Origin of the sequence: Paenibacillus swuensis, from assembly GCF_001644605.1 — a bacterium.
GTDB classification, from domain to species: Bacteria; Bacillota; Bacilli; order Paenibacillales; family DY6; genus Paenibacillus_N; species Paenibacillus_N swuensis.
Genome location: NZ_CP011388.1, coordinates 3,680,018 through 3,705,343, shown reverse-complemented (window position 1 = coordinate 3,705,343; position 25,326 = coordinate 3,680,018). Strand labels below are relative to the sequence as shown.

23 protein-coding genes are annotated in these 25,326 nt (G+C 46.0%); 1 reads left to right on the top strand and 22 read right to left on the bottom strand.

Features of this window, described 5'->3' with window-relative positions; translation table 11 throughout:
- Positions 1 to 115: 115 nt before the first annotated feature.
- The 4 genes from SY83_RS16445 to miaB all read right to left on the bottom strand — a co-directional run bounded on the left by SY83_RS16445 (position 116) and on the right by miaB (position 5,496).
- Positions 116 to 1,762: an ABC transporter substrate-binding protein gene (locus tag SY83_RS16445; RefSeq protein WP_068608483.1), complete on the bottom strand. Its 1,647-nt coding sequence runs from the start codon at positions 1,760 to 1,762 to the stop codon at positions 116 to 118.
- A 24-nt stretch (positions 1,763 to 1,786) separates the two neighbouring features.
- Complete coding sequence (locus SY83_RS16440) at positions 1,787 to 3,106, bottom strand: S-layer homology domain-containing protein (RefSeq protein WP_068608481.1); 1,320 nt, start codon at positions 3,104 to 3,106, stop codon at positions 1,787 to 1,789.
- 434 nt (positions 3,107 to 3,540) lie between these two features.
- Positions 3,541 to 3,990 (bottom strand): YlbF/YmcA family competence regulator, encoded by a 450-nt coding sequence (locus SY83_RS16435; RefSeq protein WP_231891277.1) that lies wholly within the window; start codon positions 3,988 to 3,990, stop codon positions 3,541 to 3,543.
- A gap of 27 nt (positions 3,991 to 4,017) precedes the next feature.
- Complete coding sequence (gene miaB / locus SY83_RS16430) at positions 4,018 to 5,496, bottom strand: tRNA (N6-isopentenyl adenosine(37)-C2)-methylthiotransferase MiaB (protein WP_068608479.1); 1,479 nt, start codon at positions 5,494 to 5,496, stop codon at positions 4,018 to 4,020.
- Between the two features lie 236 nt (positions 5,497 to 5,732).
- On the opposite strand from miaB, the gene SY83_RS16425 reads away from it, so the two are divergent.
- Entirely contained in the window at positions 5,733 to 6,983 is a 1,251-nt protein-coding gene (locus SY83_RS16425) for an MFS transporter (RefSeq protein ID WP_068608477.1), read from the top strand.
- A 47-nt stretch (positions 6,984 to 7,030) separates the two neighbouring features.
- Here SY83_RS16425 and pduL read toward each other — a convergent pair whose 3' ends face one another.
- The 18 genes from pduL to yfmH all read right to left on the bottom strand — a co-directional run bounded on the left by pduL (position 7,031) and on the right by yfmH (position 25,325).
- The gene (gene pduL / locus SY83_RS16420) at positions 7,031 to 7,603 is read right to left on the bottom strand and encodes a phosphate propanoyltransferase (RefSeq protein ID WP_068608475.1); all 573 of its coding nucleotides are present in this window, start codon (positions 7,601 to 7,603) and stop codon (positions 7,031 to 7,033) included.
- A gap of 193 nt (positions 7,604 to 7,796) precedes the next feature.
- Entirely contained in the window at positions 7,797 to 8,663 is an 867-nt protein-coding gene (locus SY83_RS16415) for a 2-oxoacid:ferredoxin oxidoreductase subunit beta (protein ID WP_068608473.1), read from the bottom strand.
- Positions 8,650 to 10,398: a 2-oxoacid:acceptor oxidoreductase subunit alpha gene (locus tag SY83_RS16410; protein ID WP_068608470.1), complete on the bottom strand. Its 1,749-nt coding sequence runs from the start codon at positions 10,396 to 10,398 to the stop codon at positions 8,650 to 8,652. Before SY83_RS16410 ends, SY83_RS16415 begins: the two co-directional genes overlap by 14 nt.
- Positions 10,399 to 10,648: 250 nt before the next feature.
- Complete coding sequence (locus tag SY83_RS16405) at positions 10,649 to 11,587, bottom strand: dipeptidase (protein ID WP_068608469.1); 939 nt, start codon at positions 11,585 to 11,587, stop codon at positions 10,649 to 10,651.
- A gap of 91 nt (positions 11,588 to 11,678) precedes the next feature.
- Positions 11,679 to 11,939: a stage V sporulation protein S gene (locus tag SY83_RS16400; protein WP_005550495.1), complete on the bottom strand. Its 261-nt coding sequence runs from the start codon at positions 11,937 to 11,939 to the stop codon at positions 11,679 to 11,681.
- A 122-nt stretch (positions 11,940 to 12,061) separates the two neighbouring features.
- Positions 12,062 to 12,853, bottom strand: coding sequence for a TIGR00282 family metallophosphoesterase (locus SY83_RS16395; RefSeq protein WP_068608467.1), 792 nt, complete (start codon positions 12,851 to 12,853; stop codon positions 12,062 to 12,064).
- Positions 12,854 to 12,960: 107 nt separating this feature from the next.
- Positions 12,961 to 14,502, bottom strand: coding sequence for a ribonuclease Y (gene rny, locus SY83_RS16390; protein ID WP_068608466.1), 1,542 nt, complete (start codon positions 14,500 to 14,502; stop codon positions 12,961 to 12,963).
- A gap of 349 nt (positions 14,503 to 14,851) precedes the next feature.
- Entirely contained in the window at positions 14,852 to 15,673 is an 822-nt protein-coding gene (locus SY83_RS16385) for a RecX family transcriptional regulator (protein WP_231891276.1), read from the bottom strand.
- Positions 15,674 to 15,742: 69 nt separating this feature from the next.
- The gene (recA, locus tag SY83_RS16380; protein WP_068608464.1) at positions 15,743 to 16,801 is read right to left on the bottom strand and encodes a recombinase RecA; all 1,059 of its coding nucleotides are present in this window, start codon (positions 16,799 to 16,801) and stop codon (positions 15,743 to 15,745) included.
- Between the two features lie 234 nt (positions 16,802 to 17,035).
- Positions 17,036 to 18,295 (bottom strand): competence/damage-inducible protein A, encoded by a 1,260-nt coding sequence (locus SY83_RS16375; RefSeq protein WP_068608462.1) that lies wholly within the window; start codon positions 18,293 to 18,295, stop codon positions 17,036 to 17,038.
- A gap of 68 nt (positions 18,296 to 18,363) precedes the next feature.
- Positions 18,364 to 18,945 carry a CDP-diacylglycerol--glycerol-3-phosphate 3-phosphatidyltransferase gene (gene pgsA / locus SY83_RS16370; protein WP_068608460.1) on the bottom strand — a complete coding sequence of 194 codons (582 nt, stop codon included), beginning with the start codon at positions 18,943 to 18,945 and terminating at the stop codon, positions 18,364 to 18,366.
- Positions 18,942 to 20,270, bottom strand: coding sequence for a 30S ribosomal protein S12 methylthiotransferase RimO (gene rimO / locus SY83_RS16365; RefSeq protein WP_068608457.1), 1,329 nt, complete (start codon positions 20,268 to 20,270; stop codon positions 18,942 to 18,944). The genes pgsA and rimO overlap by 4 nt, the downstream gene beginning before the upstream one ends.
- Before the next feature lie 104 nt (positions 20,271 to 20,374).
- Positions 20,375 to 20,866, bottom strand: coding sequence for a YajQ family cyclic di-GMP-binding protein (locus tag SY83_RS16360; RefSeq protein ID WP_068608455.1), 492 nt, complete (start codon positions 20,864 to 20,866; stop codon positions 20,375 to 20,377).
- A gap of 119 nt (positions 20,867 to 20,985) precedes the next feature.
- A complete protein-coding gene (locus tag SY83_RS16355) occupies positions 20,986 to 21,963 on the bottom strand; it encodes a RodZ domain-containing protein (protein WP_068608453.1) in 978 nt (325 codons plus the stop codon).
- A gap of 39 nt (positions 21,964 to 22,002) precedes the next feature.
- Positions 22,003 to 22,767 (bottom strand): DUF3388 domain-containing protein, encoded by a 765-nt coding sequence (locus SY83_RS16350; protein ID WP_068608451.1) that lies wholly within the window; start codon positions 22,765 to 22,767, stop codon positions 22,003 to 22,005.
- 177 nt (positions 22,768 to 22,944) lie between these two features.
- Entirely contained in the window at positions 22,945 to 23,196 is a 252-nt protein-coding gene (locus tag SY83_RS16345) for a DUF3243 domain-containing protein (RefSeq protein ID WP_068608449.1), read from the bottom strand.
- 99 nt (positions 23,197 to 23,295) lie between these two features.
- Positions 23,296 to 24,024 (bottom strand): elongation factor P 5-aminopentanone reductase, encoded by a 729-nt coding sequence (gene ymfI / locus SY83_RS16340; protein WP_068608446.1) that lies wholly within the window; start codon positions 24,022 to 24,024, stop codon positions 23,296 to 23,298.
- A gap of 14 nt (positions 24,025 to 24,038) precedes the next feature.
- Positions 24,039 to 25,325 (bottom strand): EF-P 5-aminopentanol modification-associated protein YfmH, encoded by a 1,287-nt coding sequence (gene yfmH, locus SY83_RS16335; protein ID WP_068608444.1) that lies wholly within the window; start codon positions 25,323 to 25,325, stop codon positions 24,039 to 24,041.
- Position 25,326: the final 1 nt, after the last annotated feature.

Here is a 25,326-nt window from a genome sequence, read left to right as displayed (position 1 = left end):
TTCTGTCATTTAACAAACTTCGGATACTCCTTAAATAGAAAAGCCGCAAGCGACCTAGGGTTGTCGCTTGCGGCCGGTTCAAATCATAACTTCTGTCGTATACAATTGTTAAAACTTAGCGGCCACCGACGCCTTTCTTCCAGTACCAGTCTTCCAGATTCCAAAAGAAATCGGACAAGGAAGGCTTAACGTTTGCGAGATTCTCATCTAACCCGGCAGTCAGCTTCGGATGATATGTGTAAATAACATTTTGTTTGTCAGCCAGATGCTTGTGCAGGTCCTGATAAAGCTTAAACCGTTTCTGAGCATTGGTTTCGACAGTGTAAGATTCCAAGATTTTATCTACATACGGATCATTAACGCGAGATGTATTGTTTCCGCCTTTACCTTCACTGTCACGAGCTTCCTTGGAGTGGAAGAATCCGGTATGTTCAACATTACCGTCATATCCGACCCAACCCAGAATGTAAGCGTCATGTTGACCTTTGTACAAACGATCCAGGTAAATAGACCACTCATATTTACGAGGTGTTACCTTAACTCCAAGTTTCTTCCAATTTTGCTGTGCTAGTTGGGAAACTTTTTCCCGAATGACGTTACCCGCATTGTATGCTACTTCAATTTCGAATTTCTTGCCGTTTTTCTCGCGGATTCCGTCAGAGCCCACTTTCCAGCCCGCTTCGTCCAGCAATTTCTTAGCTCTTTCCACATCAAACTCATAAGGTTTCACAGAAGGGTTATTTTGTGGAATTTTCGGATGAAGCGGTCCGGATGCTTGGTACGCTTTACCCAGCAAGATCTTCGATACGATGGACTGACGATCTAAACCGTATGCTAATGCTTGACGAACTTTCGCGTCCGCAAAGATTGGATTTAAATTATTGAAGCCAACATAGTGGAAACCGCCTTGATCATAGACCATTGTTTTCAGATCGCCATCTTTGGCCACTTGAGAAACCTGGTTCGGATTCAACGCCTCTACCACGTCAACCGAACCCTTCAACAGGTTAATCGTCTCAACGTTGGAGTCTGGCAAAATCCGGGTGATTACTTCATCCAGGTAAGGACGGCCCGCCCAGTAAGATTTGTTCGCAACTACTACAATCCGCTCGTCCGCTTTCCATTGCTTAAACTTGAACGGACCTGTTCCGATTGGGCTGCGGTGAATCTTGTTGTTGTTGTTATAATCTTCAATTCCTTTAGGGAACTGATGCTTAGGAAGAATACCGCCGTCATTGGCACCCTGCACCAGGAAGAAGGCGTCTTTCTTATTCAGCTTAAACTTGATCGTATGGGAATTGACAACGGTGATGCTGCTGATGGATTCGAATGAAGATTTGTAGGAGTTCACAGAATCTTTGTGCATATACATATCGTACGTAAACTTAACGTCGGCTGAAGTAAAAGGCTTGCCGTCATGGAAAGTTACCCCTTTACGCAAGAAAAACGTGTATGTCAACGTAGCGGCGTCATAAGTCCACTTCTCGGCAAGTCCAGGAATCGGCTGACCGTTAATGTCCAGATCCGTTAGGGATTCAAAGATCATACCCTGGATGTCATTCGAAGCTGAATCGCTTGTTGTAAGTGGAGTCAAGCTCACAGCATCCGCGAAGGAAGTCAGAATGACTTTCCCCCCTACTCTGGATGGATCGAAGCCCTTGCGAACTTGACCGGCAGCGCCGGCACCGGCAGCACTGAACGCCGACATTAACAAAGTTGCGGCGATTGCCGCGGGAATGGCTTTGGTAGTAAGTTTTTTCACGTTGTCATTTCTCCTTTATCCTCGTTATTTGTCTTCCGCCGGAGCGGGCGCTGCTTTGACGCTAATCGATGTGATTACACCTGTGTTGTCCACTTCAACTGTACCGGTAAACACATTACCAGCGGTTTGCAAACCTTGAAGATCGGCTAAAGACGATGGCTTCGTTACATCCTTGGAAGTTTCCACTTCTTTACCGTCGGCATCCTTCGACTTTTCTTTGACGGTTTCAATAAGCGATACCTTCGCATCCTTGGATAAAGTAAACACTTGATCATCTAATGCCACATCGGAGAACACCACTTTTACCGAATCACCGATAAGTTTGATGCCTCTGTTCTCAGCTTTAGCGATATATACCGTTAGCATGGTCACTTCATCCGCTTGCGTGTTAACGAAGGACTGTCCGCCGAACGTTACGCCGTTAACACTGTATTTTCCAAAAGAATCGAATGTGAACTCAGCTGTAGGAGCGTTTGGCAACGGTGCTACAACGACGTTCAAATCCACATTTTTAGTTAATTTATCGTTGACTTTAATTTTACCGTCGGCATAGACTAACGTACCTTCTGCAAGCTCCAGGCTTCTGCCGGAAATAAAGGCAATTTCTCCTTTAGCGTTCAACAGAATATGTACCGGCGATCCTTCACCAAGATTCTCCTTTTCCACACCTTGGTTATCCACAAACAGTGAGGCGTTCTTAGCGTAGGCATAAGTCTTGTAATCAGAACCATTATTCAACACGATTCCGGTTTTTGTAAGGGAAGCAATAACGCCTTCATCCGCTGTATACAACTGCTTTATTTCCACATATTTATCAATAGCCGCGGCCGCTTCTTCTTTCGTTACAACAGCGTCCAAATCTGTATCAATGCTTAATACGCCTTTGCGTTCGAGATAGTACAAGAAATCAATCGGACGATTGGTCCATGTGGACTTCAATCCCAGTCCTACGGATAACACTTTTCCGAGTTCTGAATAAGTAACACCTTTTGAAGCGGCAAAGTTTCCTTTGGCATCTAATTTCAACAATCCGTGACTCACGGCTTTGGCAATCGTTGCGTTAGCACCGTTCTTTGTAGGAACGTCTTTTATGCTAATCGCCGTACCATTGCTCAGGGGTAAGATCTTGGAGATGATCAGAGCAAATTCACCTCTGGTCAATTCAGATTCTGGATTAAACGTCTTGCTTGAAGTAAACACGCCCAAGGACACCAACTTATTGATGGCAACCTCATTAGATAAACCAATCGTATCATTTAGCGATGCCGCGAATGCAGACGCGCCGCCAAGCAGTAACGAACAAGAAACTGCACCTGCCACAACCGTATTTCTTAACTTCAACATAGCTTCCTCCTCGAAAAAATTGTAGTTGCTCCGACCCTATCCCCCATGCGGATGCATATGACGATGTTGGGATCCGAAAAATCCAAGTGTTGCAGGTTTAGGAAAAAGATAGATCTGGTTTAACTTGATTTCCGGCGTTGCGCACCCCCAATAAATTAAAAAATCAGGATTTACATCTTCAAAGGACTCCAAGTAAATGTCATTAAAGCTCTCATTAGATGTATCTCCTTTGTAAGACATTAACTATTTCTTTATTTTATTGGCTATTCCTTCGCATGAATCTCACGAAAAGTTAACAAAAACTTAGTAAAAAATTAACAATATTCATAAAGAATGCAATAAAAAATAAAGATCGCAATTTTCGGTCCTGAAAGGACTTTCGAAAATTGCGATCTCTCTTAGATAACATATGAAATTTAATTCAAAATTTCTAATTATTCACTGCAAGAAGAACTCACAGGTGCCGTACTCTCTTCAACTGTAATTTTATCGGAAACGGTATCACGAATCACCGAAAAAATAAGCTGTAACAAGTAATTTAAGTCTGTTTGGGTTTGCTGAAATTGAGCCACAATCGGAATTCCGTCCAGTTCGTCCTGTAATGCTTCGATTTCACCCTCAATTTTGGCGATCATCTTCTCATTCTTGAAGGTTTGAAACGCGACAATCTCTTTCTGTTTCTTCTTAATGGAGCTGATTAGCACTTGAATTCGTTCATTAGCGTTAATCTGAGCTTCCGCTTTCTGATAGACAGAAACCTCATCAGAGGTAGAGATTAAAGCAGCAAGTTCTTTCGTTTTCGCAAGAATATCCTCACGCACTACCATTTCTGTATTTGTATAATGCTCCATGGAGCATTCGTGTTCACCATGCTGATGTGTCATTTCTTATACACTCCCGTCTTCTTATAACTACATGCTTTGGGCATGCGCCGTATAGGTTTCCGTGACTAAGTCGCCCCTAAGCACCCATGTCTGAGGCTCAGTTATGGTTACATAAGCGAATTTGCCGATCAGTGATTTGTTGCCGGTGAAGTGAACCAGTTTATTGCCGCGGGTACGACCTGACAGCACATCCGGATTCGTCTTGCTTTCCCCTTCTACCAACACTTCGACTGTAGTTCCCCGAAGCTTCATGTTGGCTTTGAGACTCAGCTCATTCAGTAGAACATTCAAGCGGTGCAGTCTCGACTTCTTTACTTCAAGGGGCACATTATCCTCCATGGAAGCAGCAGGAGTTCCTTCTCTTGGGGAGTAAATGAACGTGAATGCCGCATCAAACTCTACTTCACGCACCAGCGTCATCGTTTCCTCAAATTGTTCATCCGTTTCACCGGGAAAGCCTACAATGATGTCTGATGTGAAATTGACTCCCGGAATCGCCGACTTCATCTTACGCACCAATTCCAGGTATTGCTCACGCGAGTATTTCCGACTCATCTTCTTCAACACTTCCGTACTGCCAGACTGAACAGGTAAATGGATATGTTCTGCCAGATTTCCGCCTTGGGCAATAATGTCGATTAACGGATCGTCGAAGTCCCGGGGATGTGATGTGGTGAAACGAATCCGGGGAACATCAATCTTTCTCATATCGGCCATTAAATCCGCAAACGAGTATGCAATGTCCTCAAAATCCTTACCGTACGCGTTCACATTCTGACCTAACAAGGTTATTTCCTTGAAGCCTTCCCGCGCTAACTGGCGAACTTCAGCAATGACATCTTCCGGTCGCCGGCTGCGCTCTTTCCCTCGGGTATAAGGCACGATACAATACGTGCAGAACTTGTCACACCCGTACATAATGTTAACCCAAGCTTTCAGGCCTTCGCGCTTCTTCGGCAGGTTCTCAATAATATCGCCTTCCTTAGACCACACCTCGACAACCATTTCTTTATTAAAATAAGCGTCCTTGAGCAGAACAGGCAATCTATGAATATTATGCGTTCCAAAAATCAGATCCACAAAACCATGCTTACTTAAAATCCGGTTTACAACGGCCTCTTCCTGGGACATACAACCGCACACGCCTAGAATAAGATTCGGTTTCTGTTGCTTCAGATGTTTCAGATGACCCAGTTCGCCGAACACTTTATCTTCCGCATTCTCCCTGATGGCGCAAGTATTCATCAGAATAATATCAGCGTCATTCTTCTCCTCTGTTGAAGAGTAACCCATCAACTCAAGCATGCCCTTCATCGTTTCCGTATCATGCTCGTTCATCTGACATCCGTAAGTGCGAATCAAGTATCGCTTTCCGTTGCCAAAGCCTTGCAGTTCTTCCGGAATGCCGAATTCGTAATGGACACTGATGTCCTCTTTGCCGCGCTGTTTGGCTTCCTTCAAGGACGGCGGCTGAAAATACTTCGCATAATCTTTCGTTGCAGTCATCTATTTCACCTCAAAAACGCTTCGTCAATTTCGATTTACATAGGGTGATGATTTACTAAGGCTCACCAATATATAATTATAGCATCTTCCGCCCAGTGCCGCCAATGAACATTCTTAATCCAATGAAAATAAAAGGGGAAATTCACTTTCTATACATTTCTGTTTACAAAGTCTGCGTCTTTACGGTACATTAACACTACAAACTTTACATCAGATGAAAGATCAGGTGAAGCACCATGCGCAACACATTTTCTTGGATTTCGGAATATCCTAAAGAGGCTTGGCCTTTTCTGGCGGCAAGTTTAATGAACTCTATGGGCAGCGCCTTTATGTGGCCAATGGTTACGTTGTATGTGCATAATGTGTTGGATCGTTCGTACGGAGATGCGGGGTTTGCCTTGCTTTGCCAGTCGATTGCCATGATGCTCGGTCAATTTGCTGTCAGCGCTCTGTATCAAAGACTTGGGATTAAGGTACTTCTTATAGGAGGTATGGCCCTCGCAGGGGTGAGCCAGATGGGGATCGCTTTCACAGACGAATGGGGTATGTTTCTCGTCTTACTCATCATCAGCGGTTTTTTCAACGGATTAGCCATGCCGGCCATACAGGCTTACGTCGGATTTCGTTGGAAGGACATGGGAAGCCGTATGTTTAACTTTATTTACGTCGGTAACAACATAGGGATGGCCGTCGGTACCGCCTTGGCAGGTCTGACTGCTATGGCGTTTAGCTTCTCTGTTAATTTTGGACTGGCCGGAGCCTCTTCCATCCTCTTTGCTTTGTATTTAATTTATACTGTTAAAAATATGGATACTCAAGTTGACGGCACTCTCCAAGTGGGAACGAAGAAGGGTTCTCTTGAACGAGGCTCCTTAAATCAGAAGGCGCTGCTGCTGAATTACAAGCTTTATGTTTTCATGTCTCTGGGCTCACTGCTCATATGGTTTTCTAACTCTGTCTGGAATACGGGTATAGCACCTTACCTGAATGAATCGGGGAATGGACTTGCAGCTTACAGCTTTCTTTGGACCGTGAACGGTATAATTATTTTTGTCGGCCAACCGCTGCTCTCCTGGTTAAAGAGGATTAGCCTTCACAATCTTCCTGCACAGATGACAGCCAGCGCGATCTGCTATGGTGTTGGCTATGTGATTATGATCGCCTCCCATTCATATAGTGCGTTAATCTTGGGGATGATCATAGCAACCTTCGGCGAGATGCTCATTGCACCGGCCGTCCCTGCATTTATTACTGCCAAATCAGGCATATACGCACCCTTCTATCTTGGAATCGTTGGTGCAATTGGCGCATCCGGACGAATCTTTGGCCCATACGCCTTAGGTACCTTATATGACCTTGGCGGCTTGGATAAGGTCTTACTGGTTACACTTGCGGGTGCTGTCGCTTCAGCATTATGTTTCGCCATTCATTCCAGATTACAACGGGAACCGAAAGAATCACTTCCTGTCACTGCACACTCGTCTTGAATAACGTAAAAGGAGAGCTCTTCTATAGGAGCTCTCCTTTACTAATATTAATCTATAATTTCCGCAAGGTCCCCGGTTTTGGCACCGGATGCATTAGCTTCATCTGTGTCGATATGCATATCCAGCGCATAACTGTCCGAAACCCGTGCTACCACATGATCAAACGTTAAGCCTCGTTCACCGCCTACTCGCACCCGAAGTAATTGTTTATCGTTAATACCCCATTTTGCAGCATCGGAAGTATGAAAATGGATATGTCTAGCGGCGATAATTACCCCTTCAGCCATCTCCACTTCTCCTGCCGGTCCAATCAGTTTAATGCCGGGTGTACCTTGGATATTACCGGATTCTCTTACAGGTGGGTTCACTCCCAGAGCGAAAGCGTCTGTTCGGGATACCTCTAATTGTGTGGCGCCGCGAGCTGGGCCAAGGATGCGAACTTTATCGAATTTGCCCTTTGTACCGATGACGGCTACCGTTTCTGCGGCAGCGTATTGCCCCGGTTGGGACAAAGCTTTCATTTCATTTAATTCATATCCTTCACCAAACAGAACGGCGATATGTTCCTTGGATAAATGAATATGGCGTGCGGACACACCTACGGGTACTTGTTTCATCATGGTTAAACCTTCCTTCACTTTAATTCATCGGTTTGCTCGCTATTAGCTCCATATTACCTATGTAACCCATCTTAGCGTACACAAATCCGCTGTCCAATATACCATTTTTGGATAGGAAGTACAACCTGGATCAGGCATGCACCCCTTTACACAGCAAAAAGGCATAGGGTCAACAGACCTTATGCCTTTTTTATTATTTAAACTCAGCTAACAGCTTATGAAACTCTTCTTCGCTGAGCGATATGTTTTGTTTCGCTAAACCTTCTTCTTTAAACCCTGCAACAAGGTTTTCGTAGCTCTTCTTCTGCTTATCTTGATAAATCAATCCCGTCAGCATGCCGCCGGTTTCCATCAATTTGGTCATGGCTTGGATTCGATTGCTTGGGTCGTAACCTTCAATCTCTTCCAAGTCAATAATGTTTTCTTTAAACCAATCATAGGTATTGATTTTGTTAAAGGTTACACACGGGCTAAACACGTTGATCATGGAGAAGCCTTCATGTTGTAATCCTTGTTCAATTAATGAAGTTAACTGTTTTAAATTACTCGAGAAGGACTGAGCAACGAAAGTTGCGCCGGCAGACAATGCAATTTCAAGAGGAGCCAAGGTGGATTCAATGGATCCTTGCGGTGTGCTCTTCGTCTTGAAGCCCTCGGCGCTGCGCGGCGAAGTCTGGCCTTTCGTCAAACCATAGATTTGGTTGTCCATAACAATATACGTAATATTCATGTTTCTGCGAATAGCATGAACGGTATGACCCATACCAATGGCGAAACCGTCGCCGTCGCCCCCAGAGGCAATGACTGTAAGTTCCCGGTTAGCCATCTTCAAGCCTTGAGCAATCGGTAAGGATCGCCCATGAATACCGTGGAAGCCGTACGCATTGATGTAACCTGAAATCCGTCCGGAACAGCCGATTCCTGATACTACAGCTAGGTTTTCAGGCTCCAGTCCGATATTGGCCGCCGCTCTTTGAATCGCCGCCTGAACAGAGAAATCTCCGCAGCCGGGGCACCAGTTTGGCTTAATATTGTTTCTGAAATCTTTAAACGTTGCCATGTACGATCAGCCCCTTACATTCTTTATGGATCTCTGCTGGTAAGAACGGATTCCCGTCATATTTAAGCACACTGACCAGTTTGTCGCCGCATCCGACATTCAGCTTGATCTGCTGCGCCAATTGACCTGTTGCGTTGTTCTCGATAACAACAATTTTTCTTGCTTTATCCGCTTGCGCTTTGAACTCCTCCACAGGGAACGGATGAAGCTGCCGAACCATCACATGATTTGAAGTAACGCCTTCAGCTTCTAACCGGACACGAGCTTCTTCAATCGTACCGCCGGTAGAACCCATACCGACGATTAGCAGATCCGGAGATTCATGAGGTGATTTGGCATGAATCGGGTTTGTTACCTTCAGGTTCGAGAGCTTATGAAGGCGTTTGTCCATCATTTTTTTGCGATTTACAGGACTTTCAGAAGGACGTCCTTCTTCATCATGTTCAACACCGGTAACATGGTGGATGCCATTTTTCTGTCCCGGGAATATACGCGGGGATACACCGTCGGCAGCAAACTGATAACGCGGGAATAATTTACCGGCTTCCCGCTCCGCCGCTTCGGTTACGACATTTCCGCGCTTAATCTGTATTCTATGGAAATCCAACGGTTCGGAGGATTGTTTACCTAAAGATAACTGCAAATCCGTTAAAAGAATGACAGGCACTTGAAATTCATCAGCAATATTGAAAGCTTCCAAAGTGTCATAGAAGCATTCTTCCAGCGTGCTAGGCATCAAGACTACCTTAGGAATCTCACCGTGTGTGCCGTTGATCATCGCGTTCAAATCAGATTGCTCTTGCTTGGTCGGCAAACCTGTACTAGGACCGCCTCGCATCGTATTTACAATGACCACAGGCGTTTCGGTCATGCCTGCGAGACCGATAGCCTCCATCATCAAGGAAAGTCCAGGTCCGGCCGAAGCCGTCATGGACCGCGCACCGCCATAGGCCGCGCCGATCGCCATGGTGACAGCCGCAATCTCGTCTTCCGTTTGAATGACTGTCCCGCCTAATTTAGGCAATTGTTTAATTAGATATTCCATAATCTCCGAGGCAGGCGTAATCGGATATGCCGGCATAAAACGGCAACCCGCAGCAACCGCGCCCAGAGCGATGGCATCATTACCTATCATAAATAACTTTTGTTTACCGTCAGCAGGCTCCAATTGGAATTCAGACAGAGGTCCGCCCGCTTGTTCCAGTACAAACTTTGCCCCTTGAGCGACAGCTTCCACGTTTTTCTGAACTACAGCCGCGCCCTTGCGGCCGAACTCTTCTTCTACCGCTTTGTTAAACACATCAATCGGCAGACCCAACAGCGCCCAAGAAGCGCCGGATGCCACCATGTTCTTCATCAGAGAGGTTCCCAGATCTTCAGCGATCGATGTAATCGGAACCGCGAACAATCTGGCGTCGATGCCTTCAGGCACCGTAGGATTGAACTTGGCATCCGCCACAATGACACCGCCTGTTCTAAGCTCATGCGAGTTCAGGTCGATGGTTTCCTGGTCGAAAGCCACCAGTATATCTAAATCATCCGAAATGGCACGAATCGGTTTCGTGCTGATGCGAATTTTATTATTGGTATGTCCGCCTTTAATCCGAGAAGAGAAGTGTCTGTAGCCGTATAAGTAATATCCCAGTCGATTCAGTGCCGTTGAGAAAATACGATCCGTACTTTCTACCCCTTCCCCTTGTTGTCCCCCAATTTTCCACGATAATTGACTAATCAATTGTGCTCTCTCCTTTGTTGGCGACTTATAGTCTGCAACGGTTTCCGCATTCATTGCTATAAAGTTAATGCATCTGTACGACATCAGGTTGTATGAAAGTACGAATATTGTGTAAAGTTGTATGAAAAAAACGTCTATAACATGTAAATTTTATGTCTCTGCGTATATTTTTGCAAGGGATTTCATCGAAATTGTGAAATATCTGTTTTAGATTAAATCTATATCGCAAACAGATTGATTTGAAGTCTACTTATAAGTCAGGCAGAACCTTTTCATAATAACGGAACATATTATCGTATAGAAATCCCTGTACCAATTTCTCTGGATAATGCTTTTGTAACTCATTCGTTAGCTCCGTAAATTGTCCAGGGTGCTCCAGACCTTTAATATGTTTGCTGATTCCGTCAAAGTCTGAACCGAAACCAATATGATTCTCCCCGCCTAGTGAGCATATGTGATCAATATGAGGAAACAACTGATGAATCCGCGCATCGCTTCCCGTTGTTACAAACCACGGCACAAAGGTCAGGCCAATTTGTCCGTCTCCGGCGATGATTGATTGAATCTGGGCATCGTTTAAGTTGCGGGGATGGTTACAAATCGCATAAGCGTTAGAATGGGAGGCAATCAAAGGGTGTTCAGCAAGCTCCGTTAATTCCCAAAAGGAAGCTTCCGACAGATGAGACACATCCAATATTAGTGCAAGCCGGTTACATTCTTCAATGAACTGACGACCCTTCAGACTTAAGCCCCCGTTTCGAGGCTCGGATACGCCATCCGCCGCCCAATTGCCGTGATTCCAAGTGAGTCCTAGTGATCTTAAGCCCAAACTATGGAGAATTCGGAGTCTGTACAAATGACCCTCCAGCGCATCCACCCCTTCCAAATGCAGAATGGCTCCAGGAAATTGATCGGGTAAGGTTGACTTCTTTAAATCCGCTTTATTGCGTATGAAAGAAACAGGGTGCTTATCTAATATACGCGTACGAAAAAGATCCACACTGCGAAGCACCTCATCGAATCCGGTATGTGGCAAGTGTTCGGCAATCCAGATGGCGAACGTTTGTATAGCCACCCCTCCGTCTACCAAACGATCATATGTTACATCCAACCTGGTGTTATCTTGAAAATGCAGATTTCCGTCAGTTAACATCTTGCCTAGCACATCGCAGTGACAATCAATAACCATACGTCTACGCCTCCTGCAACACCTGATTTTGGGCAAAATAAAGGCCTGTTTACTAGTTAAAGTAAACAGGCGCTCTCATGCTATCTTAAACTTATCTAGGTTCGACGATCAGTTTAATTGCGGTACGGTCTTCTCCATCAATGACGATGTCTGTGAAAGCAGGAACGCAAATCAAATCAACTCCACTCGGCGCTACAAATCCTCGGGCAATCGCTACGGCTTTGATAGCTTGGTTCAGTGCACCGGCGCCGATGGCTTGCAATTCGGCCGCGCCGCGTTCCCGCAATACGCCGGCTAATGCACCCGCTACGGAGTTAGGATTGGACTTTGCTGAAACTTTTAATACTTCCATGTACAGTACCTCCTCGGGATTGATGATTGATTCCGGTAGTTATACATATTCTAGTTTCATCCAATAATTCCTGCACCCACGAGAAATCTTTACAGATTCTTACTGCAAACAAGCCCACTGAACTAGATTAGCAATAAATCTTCTTCGTTCATTCGAATCAATTGGATGGACTTTGATGCACCCGTGCTTTCATCCATTTCAATCAGAACGGCATGGAAATGCCATGAGCCTTCTGAAACCGTAAAACGTACAGGCATCTGGGTAATAAACTTCTGAAGAACGGCATTTCGTTCCATGCCAAGCACACCGTCTCTAGGTCCGGTCATGCCGACGTCAGTTACATAAGCGGTGCCTTGCGGCAAGATCAGGTTATCGTTCGTCTGAACGTGCGTGTGCGTCCCTACAACGGCAGATACTCTGCCGTCCAGATACCAACCCATTGCAATCTTCTCAGAAGTCGTCTCGGCATGTAAATCCACTAGCACGCATTTGTGCTCGGCATGATCTTCAAGAATCCAATCTACTTTCGTGAATGGACAGTCAATGGGCGGCAAAAAGGTTCTTCCTTGGAGGTTGATAATAAAGAGCTCTTTACCGTTTGCTTTAATTAAAGTATGACCTCTGCCCGGCGCACCTTCCGGAAAATTGGCAGGTCTGACGATCCGCGGTTCATCATCTATAAATTCAAATATATCTTTGTTGTCCCATGTGTGATTCCCCATCGTCAAGCCATGGACACCCCAGTTAAAGAAATCCCATGCAATGGCTTTCGTAATACCTCGACCGGCGGCGGCATTCTCACCGTTCGCAATGATGATGGAGGGATTATACTTCTGCTTCAGATGTGGGAGGGTTTCTCTGAGCGCTTTACGTCCCGCATTACCTACAATATCCCCGATAAACAAAACCTTAATGATGTTTCCTCCTAACTAAACTCGCTTTTATACCCAGTTTGCCCTATTCCGGTCAAAAAAATGGAAAAGTGGCTGCACGTTGTGTCAGCCACTTTCCGTATAGATTCTTATTTAGCGTACTCGACAGCACGTGTTTCCCGAATGACAGTAACTTTGATATGACCCGGATAATCCAGTTCACTCTCGATCATCTTCGTGATGTCACGAGCCAAGCGGAAAGCTTCGGTATCATCGATTTTCTCCGGTTGTACCATGACGCGCACTTCTCGACCCGCTTGGATTGCGTAGGACTTCTCGACTCCTTCGAAGGATTCAGAGATTTCCTCAAGCTTCTCCAGACGTTTAATGTACGTTTCCAGTGTTTCTCTTCTGGCTCCCGGACGGGCCGCGGACAAAGCGTCTGCCGCGCCAACGAGCATGGCGATAACAGATGTCGCTTCGCAATCCCCATGGTGAGAAGCGATACTATTGATTACGACTGGATGTTCTTTGTACTTCTTGCCCAGCTCTACGCCAATTTCAACATGTGAACCTTCGACTTCATGATCCAATGCTTTACCGATGTCATGCAGTAAACCCGCGCGTTTCGCCAATGTGACGTCCTCGCCGAGCTCCGCTGCCATTAATCCGGTTAAATAAGCAACTTCCATGGAGTGCTTCAGCACGTTCTGTCCGTAACTTGTACGGAACTTCAGTCGGCCTAGAATCTTGATCAGATCCGGATGTAAGCCGTGAACGCCAACCTCGAAGGTTGCTTGTTCGCCGTACTCGCGGATTCTCTCATCCACCTCTTTACGGGACTTTTCAACCATCTCTTCAATTCGCGCCGGATGAATTCGACCATCAGCCACAAGCTTCTCAAGTGACGTTCTGGCAATTTCTCGGCGAATCGGATCGAAGCCGGACAAGATTACTGCTTCCGGAGTATCATCAATAATCAAATCAATTCCGGTTAAAGTTTCCAAGGCACGGATATTTCGGCCTTCGCGACCAATTATACGGCCTTTCATCTCTTCGTTAGGCAACGTTACAACGGATACCGTAGTTTCAGCAACATGGTCAGCCGCACAACGTTGAATCGCTAAAGTGATGACTTCACGGGCTTTCTTATCCGCTTCTTCTTTAGCTTGTTGTTCAATTTCCTTAATCATCTGAGCGGTTTCATGGCGAACTTCCTGCTCCACGTTGGAAATAATGATGTTCTTCGCTTCCTCAGTTGTAAGGCCGGAAATACGCTCTAACTCCGCTACTTGACTCTTATACAGCGTGTCAATCTGCGCCTGTGTTTCTTCAATGCGCTTCTCTTTGTTGGCTACTTGCTCTTCTTTGCGCTCTAAGGAATCCAATTTTTTATCCAGCGTTTCCTCTTTTTGCAACAATCGTCTTTCCAGTCGTTGTGTTTCATTGCGACGTTCACGAATGTCTTTTTCAGCTTCGGTTCTCAGCTTGTGGACCTCGTCCTTAGCTTCCAGCACCGTTTCTTTCTTTAATGCTTCTGCCTCTTTCTTCGCACTCTCTACGATTTGTGTGGCAGCTTGCTCAGCACTAGAAATTTTAGCCTCTGCAATAGATTTGCGGATAAAATAACCGATCCCAAAGCCTAGAACGCCAACAACGAGAGCGACTAGGATCGTGATGATCCATTCCATCTTGCTCACCTCCTCGTTGGTTTCTCCATCAGCATTACGCTTGGGGATCTTTGTTTGGTTTTTTTAAATCCGATTCACATTCAATCATGTAATAGGCTGCAAGACCGACTTTCGGCAGAAGATTCGGCCAAGGGAGCGATGTACCGTGCTTGTACATTCTCAAGGGTTAAAAAGAATTGAAATGTGTGACCTAATTAATAAATGGAATCCGTTTCATAAAATAATTGATTCACATTAGGATGAATGCACAATATTATTTTATCTAATGGCGGAGAAAGTTGTCAAGCGATCTAAAGACCAACCTTTGGAAAAGAACAAAGAAATTAATGACATAAAGGATCAGAATGACTTAATCGATGAAAAAGTCGTCTTCCAGTTCCTCATTCTCTCCAGCCACGCATGCTTTAAGCACGGCATGTACTTGATCATACGCATATCCCCTGCGCAACAGAAAGCCGGAAAGCTTTCTTTTCTTATCCATGGTCTCTCCCGACATTCCCCTCCACCGTTTCAACCCCAGTTCCATTGCGCTCGCAAGCTCCCTGTCTGTATCCACCTGATCAAGAGCGCTCTGTATATCTTCTTTGGGCACACCTTTAAAGGCTAATTCCTGGCTAACCAGTTTTCGTCCTTTCTTCTGTGAATAGATACGTTGCTCTGTTAATTGTTTAGCCAGTGTTTTATCGTCCACATACTTCTGTGCTTTTAATTTATCGATGGCAAAGTCGGTTGGATCCTGTTCATATCCTTTCTCCTTAAGCTTCATCCTTAATTCCTTAACCGTTCTGGGACTGAAGCTTAAGAATCTCACCGCTTGAATATAGGCGGATTCTCTTTCTTCATCTTGCAGAATAACTTCCAGTTGCTCCTTGTCGATCTTCTCCCCTTTAATGAGTCGGTGTTTAATCATGATATCCTCATGGACTGAAAATGCATACGTGCCGCCCACATGGATATTGTATCGATGCTTGCTTCGCTTCTGACGTTCCACGGTGGTGATGGTAAAGTCATCGGCCTCCAGGTCAATTGCATCGAGCAAGCTTTCCTCTTCTGCTGTCATGGCTTCAACTTCGTTAGACTTCCTTGGTTTACGCGAATAACGGTTACCGGAAGGACTTCCACCCGGATCCCCTTGCTTACGACGAAATCCGAATGATGATTCTTTCTTCAACTTGGACCCTCCATTGTATATCATATGAGAAAAGCCGCCCCCTCGCGGGTGCGGCCACTATAGTGTCAATTATTCCATAGATAGTAACAGTTCTTCTTCATCCTGCTCGTCCTGATCAATCGCGGCAGTATCAATAACTGGAGCGATTAGATTGCTTGCATCGCGAATCTTATTCTCGATAATGTCAGCGATGTGTTTGTTGTCCTTGAGGTATTGCTTCGCATTCTCGCGGCCTTGACCGAGACGCTCACCTTCATAGGAGTACCACGCACCGCTCTTGTTTACGATATCCAATTCTGTTCCGATATCGACGATGCTGCCTTCTCTTGAAATACCTTCGCCATACATAATATCAACCTCAGCCTGCTTAAACGGCGGAGCAATCTTGTTCTTCACAACCTTGATTTTGGTACGGTTACCGACCATATCATTACCTTGCTTAATCGTCTCTACGCGACGTACATCCAAACGTACGGTAGAATAGAATTTCAATGCGCGTCCGCCCGGAGTTGTCTCCGGATTACCGAACATTACACCGACTTTCTCACGCAGCTGGTTGATAAAGATGGCAATGGTCTTCGACTTGCTGATGGCTCCTGAAAGTTTACGCAACGCTTGGGACATCAAACGTGCTTGCAGACCCACATGGGAGTCTCCCATCTCGCCTTCAATCTCTGCTTTCGGAACGAGCGCCGCAACAGAGTCAATGACGATGATCTCAACCGCTCCGCTGCGTACAAGCGCTTCTGCGATTTCCAACGCCTGCTCCCCTGTATCCGGCTGGGATAGCAGCAACTCGTCAATGTTGACGCCAAGCTTGCTTGCGTACAACGGATCCAATGCGTGTTCCGCATCGATAAATGCAGCTTGTCCGCCAAGCTTCTGGACCTCCGCGATCGCGTGCAGGGCAACCGTTGTCTTACCGGAGGATTCCGGTCCGTATACTTCAATAATTCTTCCCCGCGGAAAACCGCCGGTTCCTAAAGCGATATCTAAAGCGAGGGAACCGCTAGGTACGGTTTCCACTTGCATGTGGGTGGATTCTCCGAGTTTCATGATGGAGCCTTTGCCGAATTGCTTCTCAATTTGCCGTAAAGCTACTTCTAAAGCGGCGCGACGATCTGCCAACAAACTCACTTCCCTTATCTTTATTATAGTTATATGATAACTTATTTCAGGTCCTTTGCCAAGCGTTTTTTCGAACATACATTCGCTTTTTTTCTTAGGGTCGCCAGAACAGCAAAAAACCGTAACAAAGTTATCCTCTGTTACGGTTCTTCCGTTAACTTCCTTCATATTAGCATAATTTGTCTATACCCGCAAGCGGCTGCCGAAGGTCATTTTATTACCCTTCTGGTTATCCTATTTCATTGACTCCTCTTGCAGAGATCTCCACAACATGTAAAACGCGCTTTTCGCCGCTCTGAGCTTGACGGATTCCCGGTTGCCCGACAGTTGCAGCTCCCTCACGACGGTCTCACGGCCGCGGACGGCAAGGCCAATATAAACTAAGCCCGCAGGTTTACCTTCCGAAGAACCAGGTCCTGCTACCCCCGTCACAGATAGAGCGTAATCGGACTCAGCCGTGGACAACATGCCTTCAGCCATCGAGATCGCGGCTTCGCTGCTAACGGCTCCCGGAGCGTTCTCGCCCTCGAGAATGTCCATAGGGACGCCTAACAACTTGTGCTTTAAGTCATTCGAGTAGCATACGATTCCGCCCAGATAGGCGTCTCCGCTGCCCGGCACCATAGTAAGCTTATCTCCGATGCCTCCGCCCGTGCAGCTTTCGGCCACAGCCAGCGTCCGTTTCGATTTCGCCAAGTCTTCGATGATAACAGCTTCAATGGGGATATCCCGCTCAGCATAAAGATGGGCGCCCAACCGACGGTATATTTCTTCCGTCACTGGCATCATTTTTAATTCCGCTTCCTGTATGGATAAAGCCCTTGTCGTTACCCGAACCGTTACTTCTCCCTCCTTGGCGTATGGCGCAAGTGTCGGATCGGTCTGTCCGTCAATCAGATCAAGAATCGCGTGCTCCAGATTAGACTCGCCGATGCCCGCGAATTTCAACATTTTGGAATGTAGGGGTACCGGTACCTTCATCACGCCATGCAACCAAGGCAACACTTCATTCTTGAACATAGGTTTCATTTCCTTTGGAGGACCTGGGAGCAAAATATAATGAATTCCCTCAATGGTAAGCGCATTCCCTACTGCTAATCCTGTCTCATTCTTCAGAGGGTCGCTGCCTTCAATCCAGTTCGCTTGGCGAATATTACTTTCAACCATATGGGCGCCCCGATTTGAAAACAAGGATCTGATCGCGTCCATGGAAGGCTCGTGAATCAACATTTTCCTGCCGTACATCTGTGCTAAGACATCCTTGGTGAGGTCATCTTGTGTTGGTCCGAGTCCGCCTGTAAAGATAACAACATCTGCCCTGCCGCGCGCGATCTCTACCGCTGAACGGATGCGCTCGGGATTGTCGCCGACGACTGTTTGAAAATGTACGCTTAACCCCATATGAGCACATTCTTGAGCGATGTATTGCGCATTGGTGTTTACAATCTGTCCTAAGAGCAACTCCGTGCCTACTGCGATAATTTCCGCTTTCATATCCCTGCGCACCTCTCCCATGTCGACAAAAAAGCAATAGGATCCCCTATTGCTCTTCAGCCAACCGATTATGATTTGGAAAAATTCAATACTTCTTTATTCTTAATAAAATAATCAATCCCCGAATACACCGTAATAATTGCCGCCGCCCAAGCAGCCACCAGATCAAATCGGAAATGAAGGAAGAAGAATGGGAAATTATTCAGCAGAATAACGATAATCGCTGTAATCTGGATCGCGGTCTTCCATTTCCCCCAGGCGCTGGCCGCCACAACCGACCCTTCCAATAATGCCACTTGCCGCAAACCGGTCACAGCAAATTCGCGGGATATGATGACGATGGCAATCCAAGCGTCCAACTTATCCATTTCCACTAGAGAAATCAGAACTGCAGCCACCAGCAGCTTGTCCGCAAGCGGATCTAACAGCTTGCCCAGATTCGTTACAATCTTGCGTTTACGGGCAATGTAACCGTCTAAACCATCTGTGCTGGCCGCGATAATAAAGATTAAAGTCGCAATGATTTGATTATAAGTAATGCTGAAGTCTTGAAACGTCAGCGGCTGAACATCAATTCTCACCAACAAGAAAAACATCATGACCGGGACCAGGAATATTCTCACGAGGGTGATGCGGTTAGCTAAGTTCATGCCATTCCCTCCCCGGATAAATCAAATTCATAAGAATGCGTAATGCGGACCCGCGCAATTTCACCTATACCTTTAGTGCACCGGGTTATAAACACTTCTCCGTCAATCTCCGGAGCATCATATTGCGAACGCCCGATATAGATATCATTGCGTCCGTCATACCGTTCCACAAGAACATCCAACTCTTTGCCGATAAACCGGCCGCTGTTATCCTTGGATATCTGGCGTTGAAGCTCCATTAATGTATTGGCTCTCCATTCCTTCACATCATCCGGTACCTGATTGGGGAGACGTGAAGCAGGCGTATCCTCTTCTTGAGAGTATGTAAATACACCCAATCGATCAAACTTCATCTCTTTCACAAAATCCGCCAACCGATTGAATTCCTCATCTGTTTCACCGGGAAATCCGACAATCAGCGATGTACGTAAGGAAACTTCCGGAATGCTCTTCCGAATGTTGTGAATAAGCTCACGGGAATCACGTTGTCTGCCCGGTCTGCGCATCCGCTTAAGAATAGCATCCTCGCTATGTTGCAGGGGCATATCAATGTATTTGCAAATTTTAGGATTCGAAGCGATGGTCTCCATAAGCTCTTCCGAGAAAAATCCGGGATAAGCATAATGAAGCCGGACCCACTCCACACCCGGAACTTCGCTTACTTTATTCATTAATACCGGCAACATAAATCCATCATACAGATCGGTACCGTAATTCGTTGAATCCTGAGCGATTAAGCTGATTTCTTTAACTCCTTGCGAGGCCAGATTCTCTACCTCTGCAAGGATAGATTCCATGGAGCGACTCTTAAACTTGCCGCGCATGATCGGAATGCTGCAGAATGTGCATGCATTGTCGCAACCTTCCGCGATTTTCACATAGGCTGTATATCTTGGGGTGGATACGCGGCGTGGCAATACCTGGTCATAGTTAAATGCAGGGTTGCCGACATAAATAGGTTTACGGCCTCTCAAAGCTTCATCCACAATCTGACCGATCTTATCAAAGTCGCCTGTGCCGACGATTCCGTCAATTTCAGGCATCTCGTACATAAGCTCCTTCTTATATCGCTGAGTCAGACAGCCGGAAACAATGAGCGCCTTTAAGTTAGCGGTCTCCTTCAACTCGGCCATGTCCAGAATCGTGTTAACGGATTCCTCCTTAGCCGCGTCTATAAATCCGCAGGTGTTTACGATTATAACCGTTGCTTCTTCTTTATCGTCAACAAGTATGTACCCGCGTTCGTGGATCAGCCCCGACATGATTTCGGAATCAACGAGGTTCTTCTCACAACCCAGCGTTACAACCTTCACCTTTTCTGTCATGCTTGTGTCCCCCAATATTACGTACCTATCCTAACAAGTATAATACACCTGAAAGCGGGGTGTCAAAAAGGGTCCGAAGTCCTCCCGCCCCCCAGCAAACATTATTATTTGAGGTTGGTGAATTGTAAATCTAAAGGCAGATCCGCTTTGCGAAGCAATTGGATCACGTTTTGCAGATCGTCCTTGCTTTTGGCGGTAACCCGAATAGAGTCTCCCTGGATTTGGCTTTTCACTTTTAATTTGGAGTCACGGATGAGGATGTTGATCTTCTTCGCGTTCTCCTGATCAATTCCTACCTTCAATTTAATGCGTTGACGCACGGTTTGTCTTGAAGCCGGCTCTACTTTGCCGTAATCCAGGTTTTTGATGGAGATGCCGCGCTTTGTCATTTTGGACTGAAGTATATCCAGAACGTTCGTTAATTTAAACTCGTCATCCGAGGCTACAACCAGTTCTTCCTTCTCGAGCTTGATGGAGCTCTTGCTGCCCTTAAAGTCGAAGCGGTTGGCGATTTCTTTCTCAGCTTGCGTAATGGCGTTATCCATCTCCTGTAAATCTACTTTGGAGACAATATCAAATGAACTTTCAGAACTCATCAAACTCCACGACCTTTCCAACGATTTCAAGTTGCATTATAGCAAACTCCCTGACCATACGCAAAAAAACACAGAAAGACGCTCCCCCAAGCGGAAGGAACGTCTCATGTCATTTCAAACTATGGAGTCGGGGCGGAAGCAGCCGTCGCGAAATTCATCTGAAGCCTCTTCGAGTTCGGCTTATCGCCGTCATCGACAAGCACGCCGTTCACCTTGATCTGTACGTTACCCGCATTACCGACCTTAATAAATGTATCCTTGTCCGAGGCAACAGTAACCGTACTTGCGTTTCTCAAGGTACCCGTATCAAGCTGTTTTCCGTCCGAATTGCCTTCACGAACCTCATACCAGCATTCTTTTCCTTCCGCAACGGTCAGTTCAACGGTTATGGCAGTTGCACCGGCTATATTATAATTATCCGTCTTGCCCTTCTTCGCATCGAACACGACACCCGCTTCTTGGGCAGGCAACGTATTGGGATCCGTCACCGCTCCCTCAGGCGGTACCTCGCCGGCTATGCCTTCTTCCGTTCCCGGTTCAACGGCATTGGCATTCCCTGTCGTACCATCTGTTGATGTCCCTTTATTCGCATTGTTACTGCCTTGTGCTGTTCCGTTGCCCGCATTCGGCGTATCTTCTACAACCGGCTCCTGCTTGGAGTTCGTTATATTCTCGCCTTCAGGTTGTTTAACCTGCTTATTGCCGTCATAATTGACAACAAAGAAATAATAAATAATGCCGATAATCAGTATTGGAAATAACCACATCAAGGCCGATGAAGCGAGTTTACCCACCTTCTCCGTGTCGGAATCGGAACGCTTGCGCTTACGAATAACCGTATCATGTTGAGGCTCCTGAACCGATGACGGAATAACGTTCTTATGCAAACCTAAAGTTTCCTCGGGGTCCAAACCTACGGTTTCGGCATAAGTTTTAATGAAAGCTCTAACATAGAAATTACCCGGTAACGCTTTAAAATTGCCTTCCTCGATCGCTTCCAGGTAATGTTTGCGAATCTTCGTAATGTCTTGCACATCTTCGAGAGTGTATCCTTTCTCAAGACGAGCGTTCTTCAGTAATTGACCGAGCTCAGACACAGATAGTTCCTCCTACTCTAATAATGTTTATCCGCAAATTTAGAAGCCGTCATAATTAGCGGTAAACGTATCGTATGTGATTTCTTCGTCAGGGTGGTTACGCAACTCAATGATATAATCAAAGTGGCTGTAGTCATACTCGGACTCACGGATGAAAATATCCGGGTGTTCAATGACTTTGGTTGACGGCATGCTCATAATATCTTGCAATAGTTGATGATGCTTTTCATTGGAACGGATTGTACTGACAATGCCATCAATAATATATATATTGTTCGGATTAATCTCATCTTCCGAGAGTTGGCTTCTAACCGTCTGGCGAAGCAAGGTAGAGGAAACAAAAGTCCAGCGTTTGTTGGAACAGACGCTCCCCGCAATAATGGATTCGGTCTTGCCAACCCGCGGCATTCCTCTTAATCCGACGACCTGGTTGCCTTCCCTCTTAAATACTTCACCCAAAAAGTCGACAAGTAATCCCAATTCTTCACGAGTGAAACGAAAAGTTTTCAAATCATCCACGTCTCTGTCAATATATCGACCGTGACGAACGGCCAGAACATCGACCAATTTAGGGGCTCGCAACGCGGTGATTGTAATATTGTCCACCTTCTTAAGCATCTTGCCCATTAGCTCGATCTTCTCGTCGTCCGTGGATTGAAGCAGCATACCCCGTTTACGGTCATCGACACCATTAATGGAAATAATGTTAATTTCCAACATTCCCATCAGAGACGCGATGTCGCCCAATAAGCCGGGACGGTTCTTATGAATCTTGTATTCCATATACCATTGTTTTACTTCCATACGATAAGTGCTCCCTCTGTCCCCATAAGTTAATCATAAGTATGTATGTACTAAAAGTATCATATTCTGAGCAAATGTGCATTACCCTTTTGGGGTTGGATAATATTGGACTCGTATTTTCGTTCAGCACAAAAGCCCCCTTCAGCAGGAGGCTTCCATATGAACGAATGCTTGACGTTATTGGTTATTCTCAGCAAGCTTAACCATTAATTTGGCCATCGTGTGGCGATCTTGTTGATCTCCTACGTCCCACAGCTCTTTCAAGACGCGTTCTTCGTCATTCTTGGGATTAATTTTCTCATCCAGGAACTCACCGATTTCGTAAGCAAGATTAGCGATTGTATCATCATTCATCCCCGCTTTGTGAGCTGCTTCCACCCGGTTGCCGAGAAATTGTTTCCAGTTATCAAAGTTAGACAAAACAGACATTGTAAATCCTCCCTCTAAACATGTAATATTCAACAATCGTAATATTCTCTGATTGAGGGATAATTATACAACGTATTCTGCCATCTAAAGGTTGCAATCTTAAGTAAACCATCCGCCGTTTGGTGAAATGACCTGACCTGTGATGTAACCGGCTTCTGGCAGCGCGAGAAAATAAACCAGCGCGGCAATTTCATCCGGCATTGCAAACCGGCCAGCAGGGATCTCGCTCTGCAATGCCGATTTTTCATCCTGATCCAGGTGTCCCATCATCTCTGTGTCCACAGCACCCGGGGCCACAGCGTTAACTGTGACGTTAGACATGGCCAACTCTTTGGCAAGCGCCTTTGAAAAAGCGATAACTCCCCCTTTAGCGGTGGAGTAAATCACTTCACAGGAAGCTCCGGTTAGTCCCCAAACCGAAGAGACGTTAATTATCCGACCATATCGCTGTGAAATCATATATGGCATGAACATTTGGGTCGTCAGGAACATACCTTTAAGATTCACAGCCATGACCTGATCCCACTCTTCCTCGGAAACATCCGCGAGCATCCCGTAATGCGCCGTTCCCGCGTTGTTAACCAGAATGTCGGGTTGCATACCGTGAGCCGCAAGTTTCTCCTTCATACGCAACAGCTGCTCCTTAGAACGCACATCAGCGGTAACCGTCAATACCTTCACGCCGTAATCCAGACAGCTGCGAGCCACTTCATTGGCGCCTTCATGAGATTGCAGATAATGGATGACCACATTCATTCCCACAGAGGCAAACCGCTTGGCCACCGCCGCGCCGATCCCTCTGCTTCCCCCGGTAATGAGCACGGTCATTTCGTGTAAAGGTTTCACTTAACTTTGCTTGTTACAAGAGATGCCGCAAACTGATTCCAGTCAAAATGCTTCTTGATCGAGTCGTTTACTTCTTGCAGCGTAATCGCTTCGTACATCGGCAGCACCTTGAACAGATCTGTATTACGAAACCGGAACTTGGTAAACTCATTGGCAATCGCTTCGGGGGAATTCATCATACGCAGGAATGCGCCAATTTTCTTGCGCCGGCTGCGTTCGAATGATGCTTCATCGACGCCGTTCCGAACGATCGGTTCCAATTCTGTTCGAATCCTGTCCATCAATTCCTCCGGAGAGCGAGTATCTCCGCCGATGACCGAGAACGCATAATCCTTGCTGCAATTATATTCACTGCCGAATCCGTCGGAAATGAGATTATCATCGTACAACTGTTGGTATAGAGGCGCGCTGGGACTAAACAAAATATCCAACGCCAGACGCATCGTCAACTCTTTGCGCAACAATTCATCTCCATCCACAGCAGGCGCTGCTTCCTTAAAACCGAATAGGCATTTAGGCAAGGAGACAGGCAAGATCGTTTCCTTCCGGGCTTGAGCTACTTCGTTCGGTTCCTCCGCGAAAATCCGGTCAATCGGCCCCTGAGGTTCGAACGACTTCGATGCCTGATTATCCCGGATTAAAGTCATCATCTCTTCCGCATTGATTCCTCCGACTACGAACAGACTCATGTTGCTAGGATGGTAGAACGTGTGGTAGCAGTCATAAAGCGTTTCTTTGGTAATTTGGGCAATGGACTCCACTGTTCCCGCAATATCAATATGCACAGGATGTGTGCGATACATCGTTTCAATCAACCCGAAGTATACTCTCCAATCCGGATTGTCTTTGTACATGTTAATTTCTTGACCGATGATGCCTTTTTCTTTTTCCACATTGTCGTCGGTAAAGTAAGGATTTTGCACAAAGTTGATTAACGTTTCAAGATTTTCCGAAATGCTTTCGGTAGCGGAGAACAGATAAACTGTGCGGTCAAAGCTTGTAAACGCATTAGCCGAAGCCCCATTGGATGCGAATTTGGCGAATACATCGCCGTCCGGTTCTTCGAACATCTTGTGCTCGAGAAAGTGAGCAATCCCGTCAGGTACTTGCTGTTCCTCCTGCCCTTGCACTTTGAAATGATTATCAATGGAACCGAAACGTGTAGAAAAGGCCGCGTACGTTTTTTGGAAACCTTCTTTAGGTAAAACAAACACTTGCAATCCGTTAGGCAGCTTTTCAAAATATATGGTCTCTTTCAGTTGGTCGTGCGTGATCGCTTCCATC

Bases quoted from the DNA above. Each gene is read 5' to 3' on its own strand.
- SY83_RS16400 (WP_005550495.1), bottom strand. From the start codon at position 11,939: ATGGAAGTATTAAAAGTTTCAGCAAAGTCCAATCCTAACTCCGTAGCG.
- SY83_RS16405 (WP_068608469.1), bottom strand. From the start codon at position 11,587: ATGGTTATTGATTGTCACTGCGATGTGCTAGGCAAGATGTTAACTGAC.
- pduL (WP_068608475.1), bottom strand. From the start codon at position 7,603: ATGATGAAACAAGTACCCGTAGGTGTGTCCGCACGCCATATTCATTTA.
- SY83_RS16440 (WP_068608481.1), bottom strand. From the start codon at position 3,106: ATGTTGAAGTTAAGAAATACGGTTGTGGCAGGTGCAGTTTCTTGTTCG.
- SY83_RS16350 (WP_068608451.1), bottom strand. From the start codon at position 22,767: ATGGAAGTAAAACAATGGTATATGGAATACAAGATTCATAAGAACCGT.
- rimO (WP_068608457.1), bottom strand. From the start codon at position 20,270: ATGACAGAAAAGGTGAAGGTTGTAACGCTGGGTTGTGAGAAGAACCTC.
- rny (WP_068608466.1), bottom strand. From the start codon at position 14,502: ATGGAATGGATCATCACGATCCTAGTCGCTCTCGTTGTTGGCGTTCTA.
- yfmH (WP_068608444.1), bottom strand. From the start codon at position 25,325: ATGGAAGCGATCACGCACGACCAACTGAAAGAGACCATATATTTTGAA.
- miaB (WP_068608479.1), bottom strand. From the start codon at position 5,496: ATGACTGCAACGAAAGATTATGCGAAGTATTTTCAGCCGCCGTCCTTG.
- SY83_RS16375 (WP_068608462.1), bottom strand. From the start codon at position 18,295: ATGAAAGCGGAAATTATCGCAGTAGGCACGGAGTTGCTCTTAGGACAG.
- SY83_RS16360 (WP_068608455.1), bottom strand. From the start codon at position 20,866: ATGAGTTCTGAAAGTTCATTTGATATTGTCTCCAAAGTAGATTTACAG.
- SY83_RS16435 (WP_231891277.1), bottom strand. From the start codon at position 3,990: ATGACACATCAGCATGGTGAACACGAATGCTCCATGGAGCATTATACA.
- ymfI (WP_068608446.1), bottom strand. From the start codon at position 24,024: ATGACCGTGCTCATTACCGGGGGAAGCAGAGGGATCGGCGCGGCGGTG.
- SY83_RS16425 (WP_068608477.1), top strand. From the start codon at position 5,733: ATGCGCAACACATTTTCTTGGATTTCGGAATATCCTAAAGAGGCTTGG.
- SY83_RS16345 (WP_068608449.1), bottom strand. From the start codon at position 23,196: ATGTCTGTTTTGTCTAACTTTGATAACTGGAAACAATTTCTCGGCAAC.
- pgsA (WP_068608460.1), bottom strand. From the start codon at position 18,945: ATGAACTTAGCTAACCGCATCACCCTCGTGAGAATATTCCTGGTCCCG.
- SY83_RS16415 (WP_068608473.1), bottom strand. From the start codon at position 8,663: ATGGCAACGTTTAAAGATTTCAGAAACAATATTAAGCCAAACTGGTGC.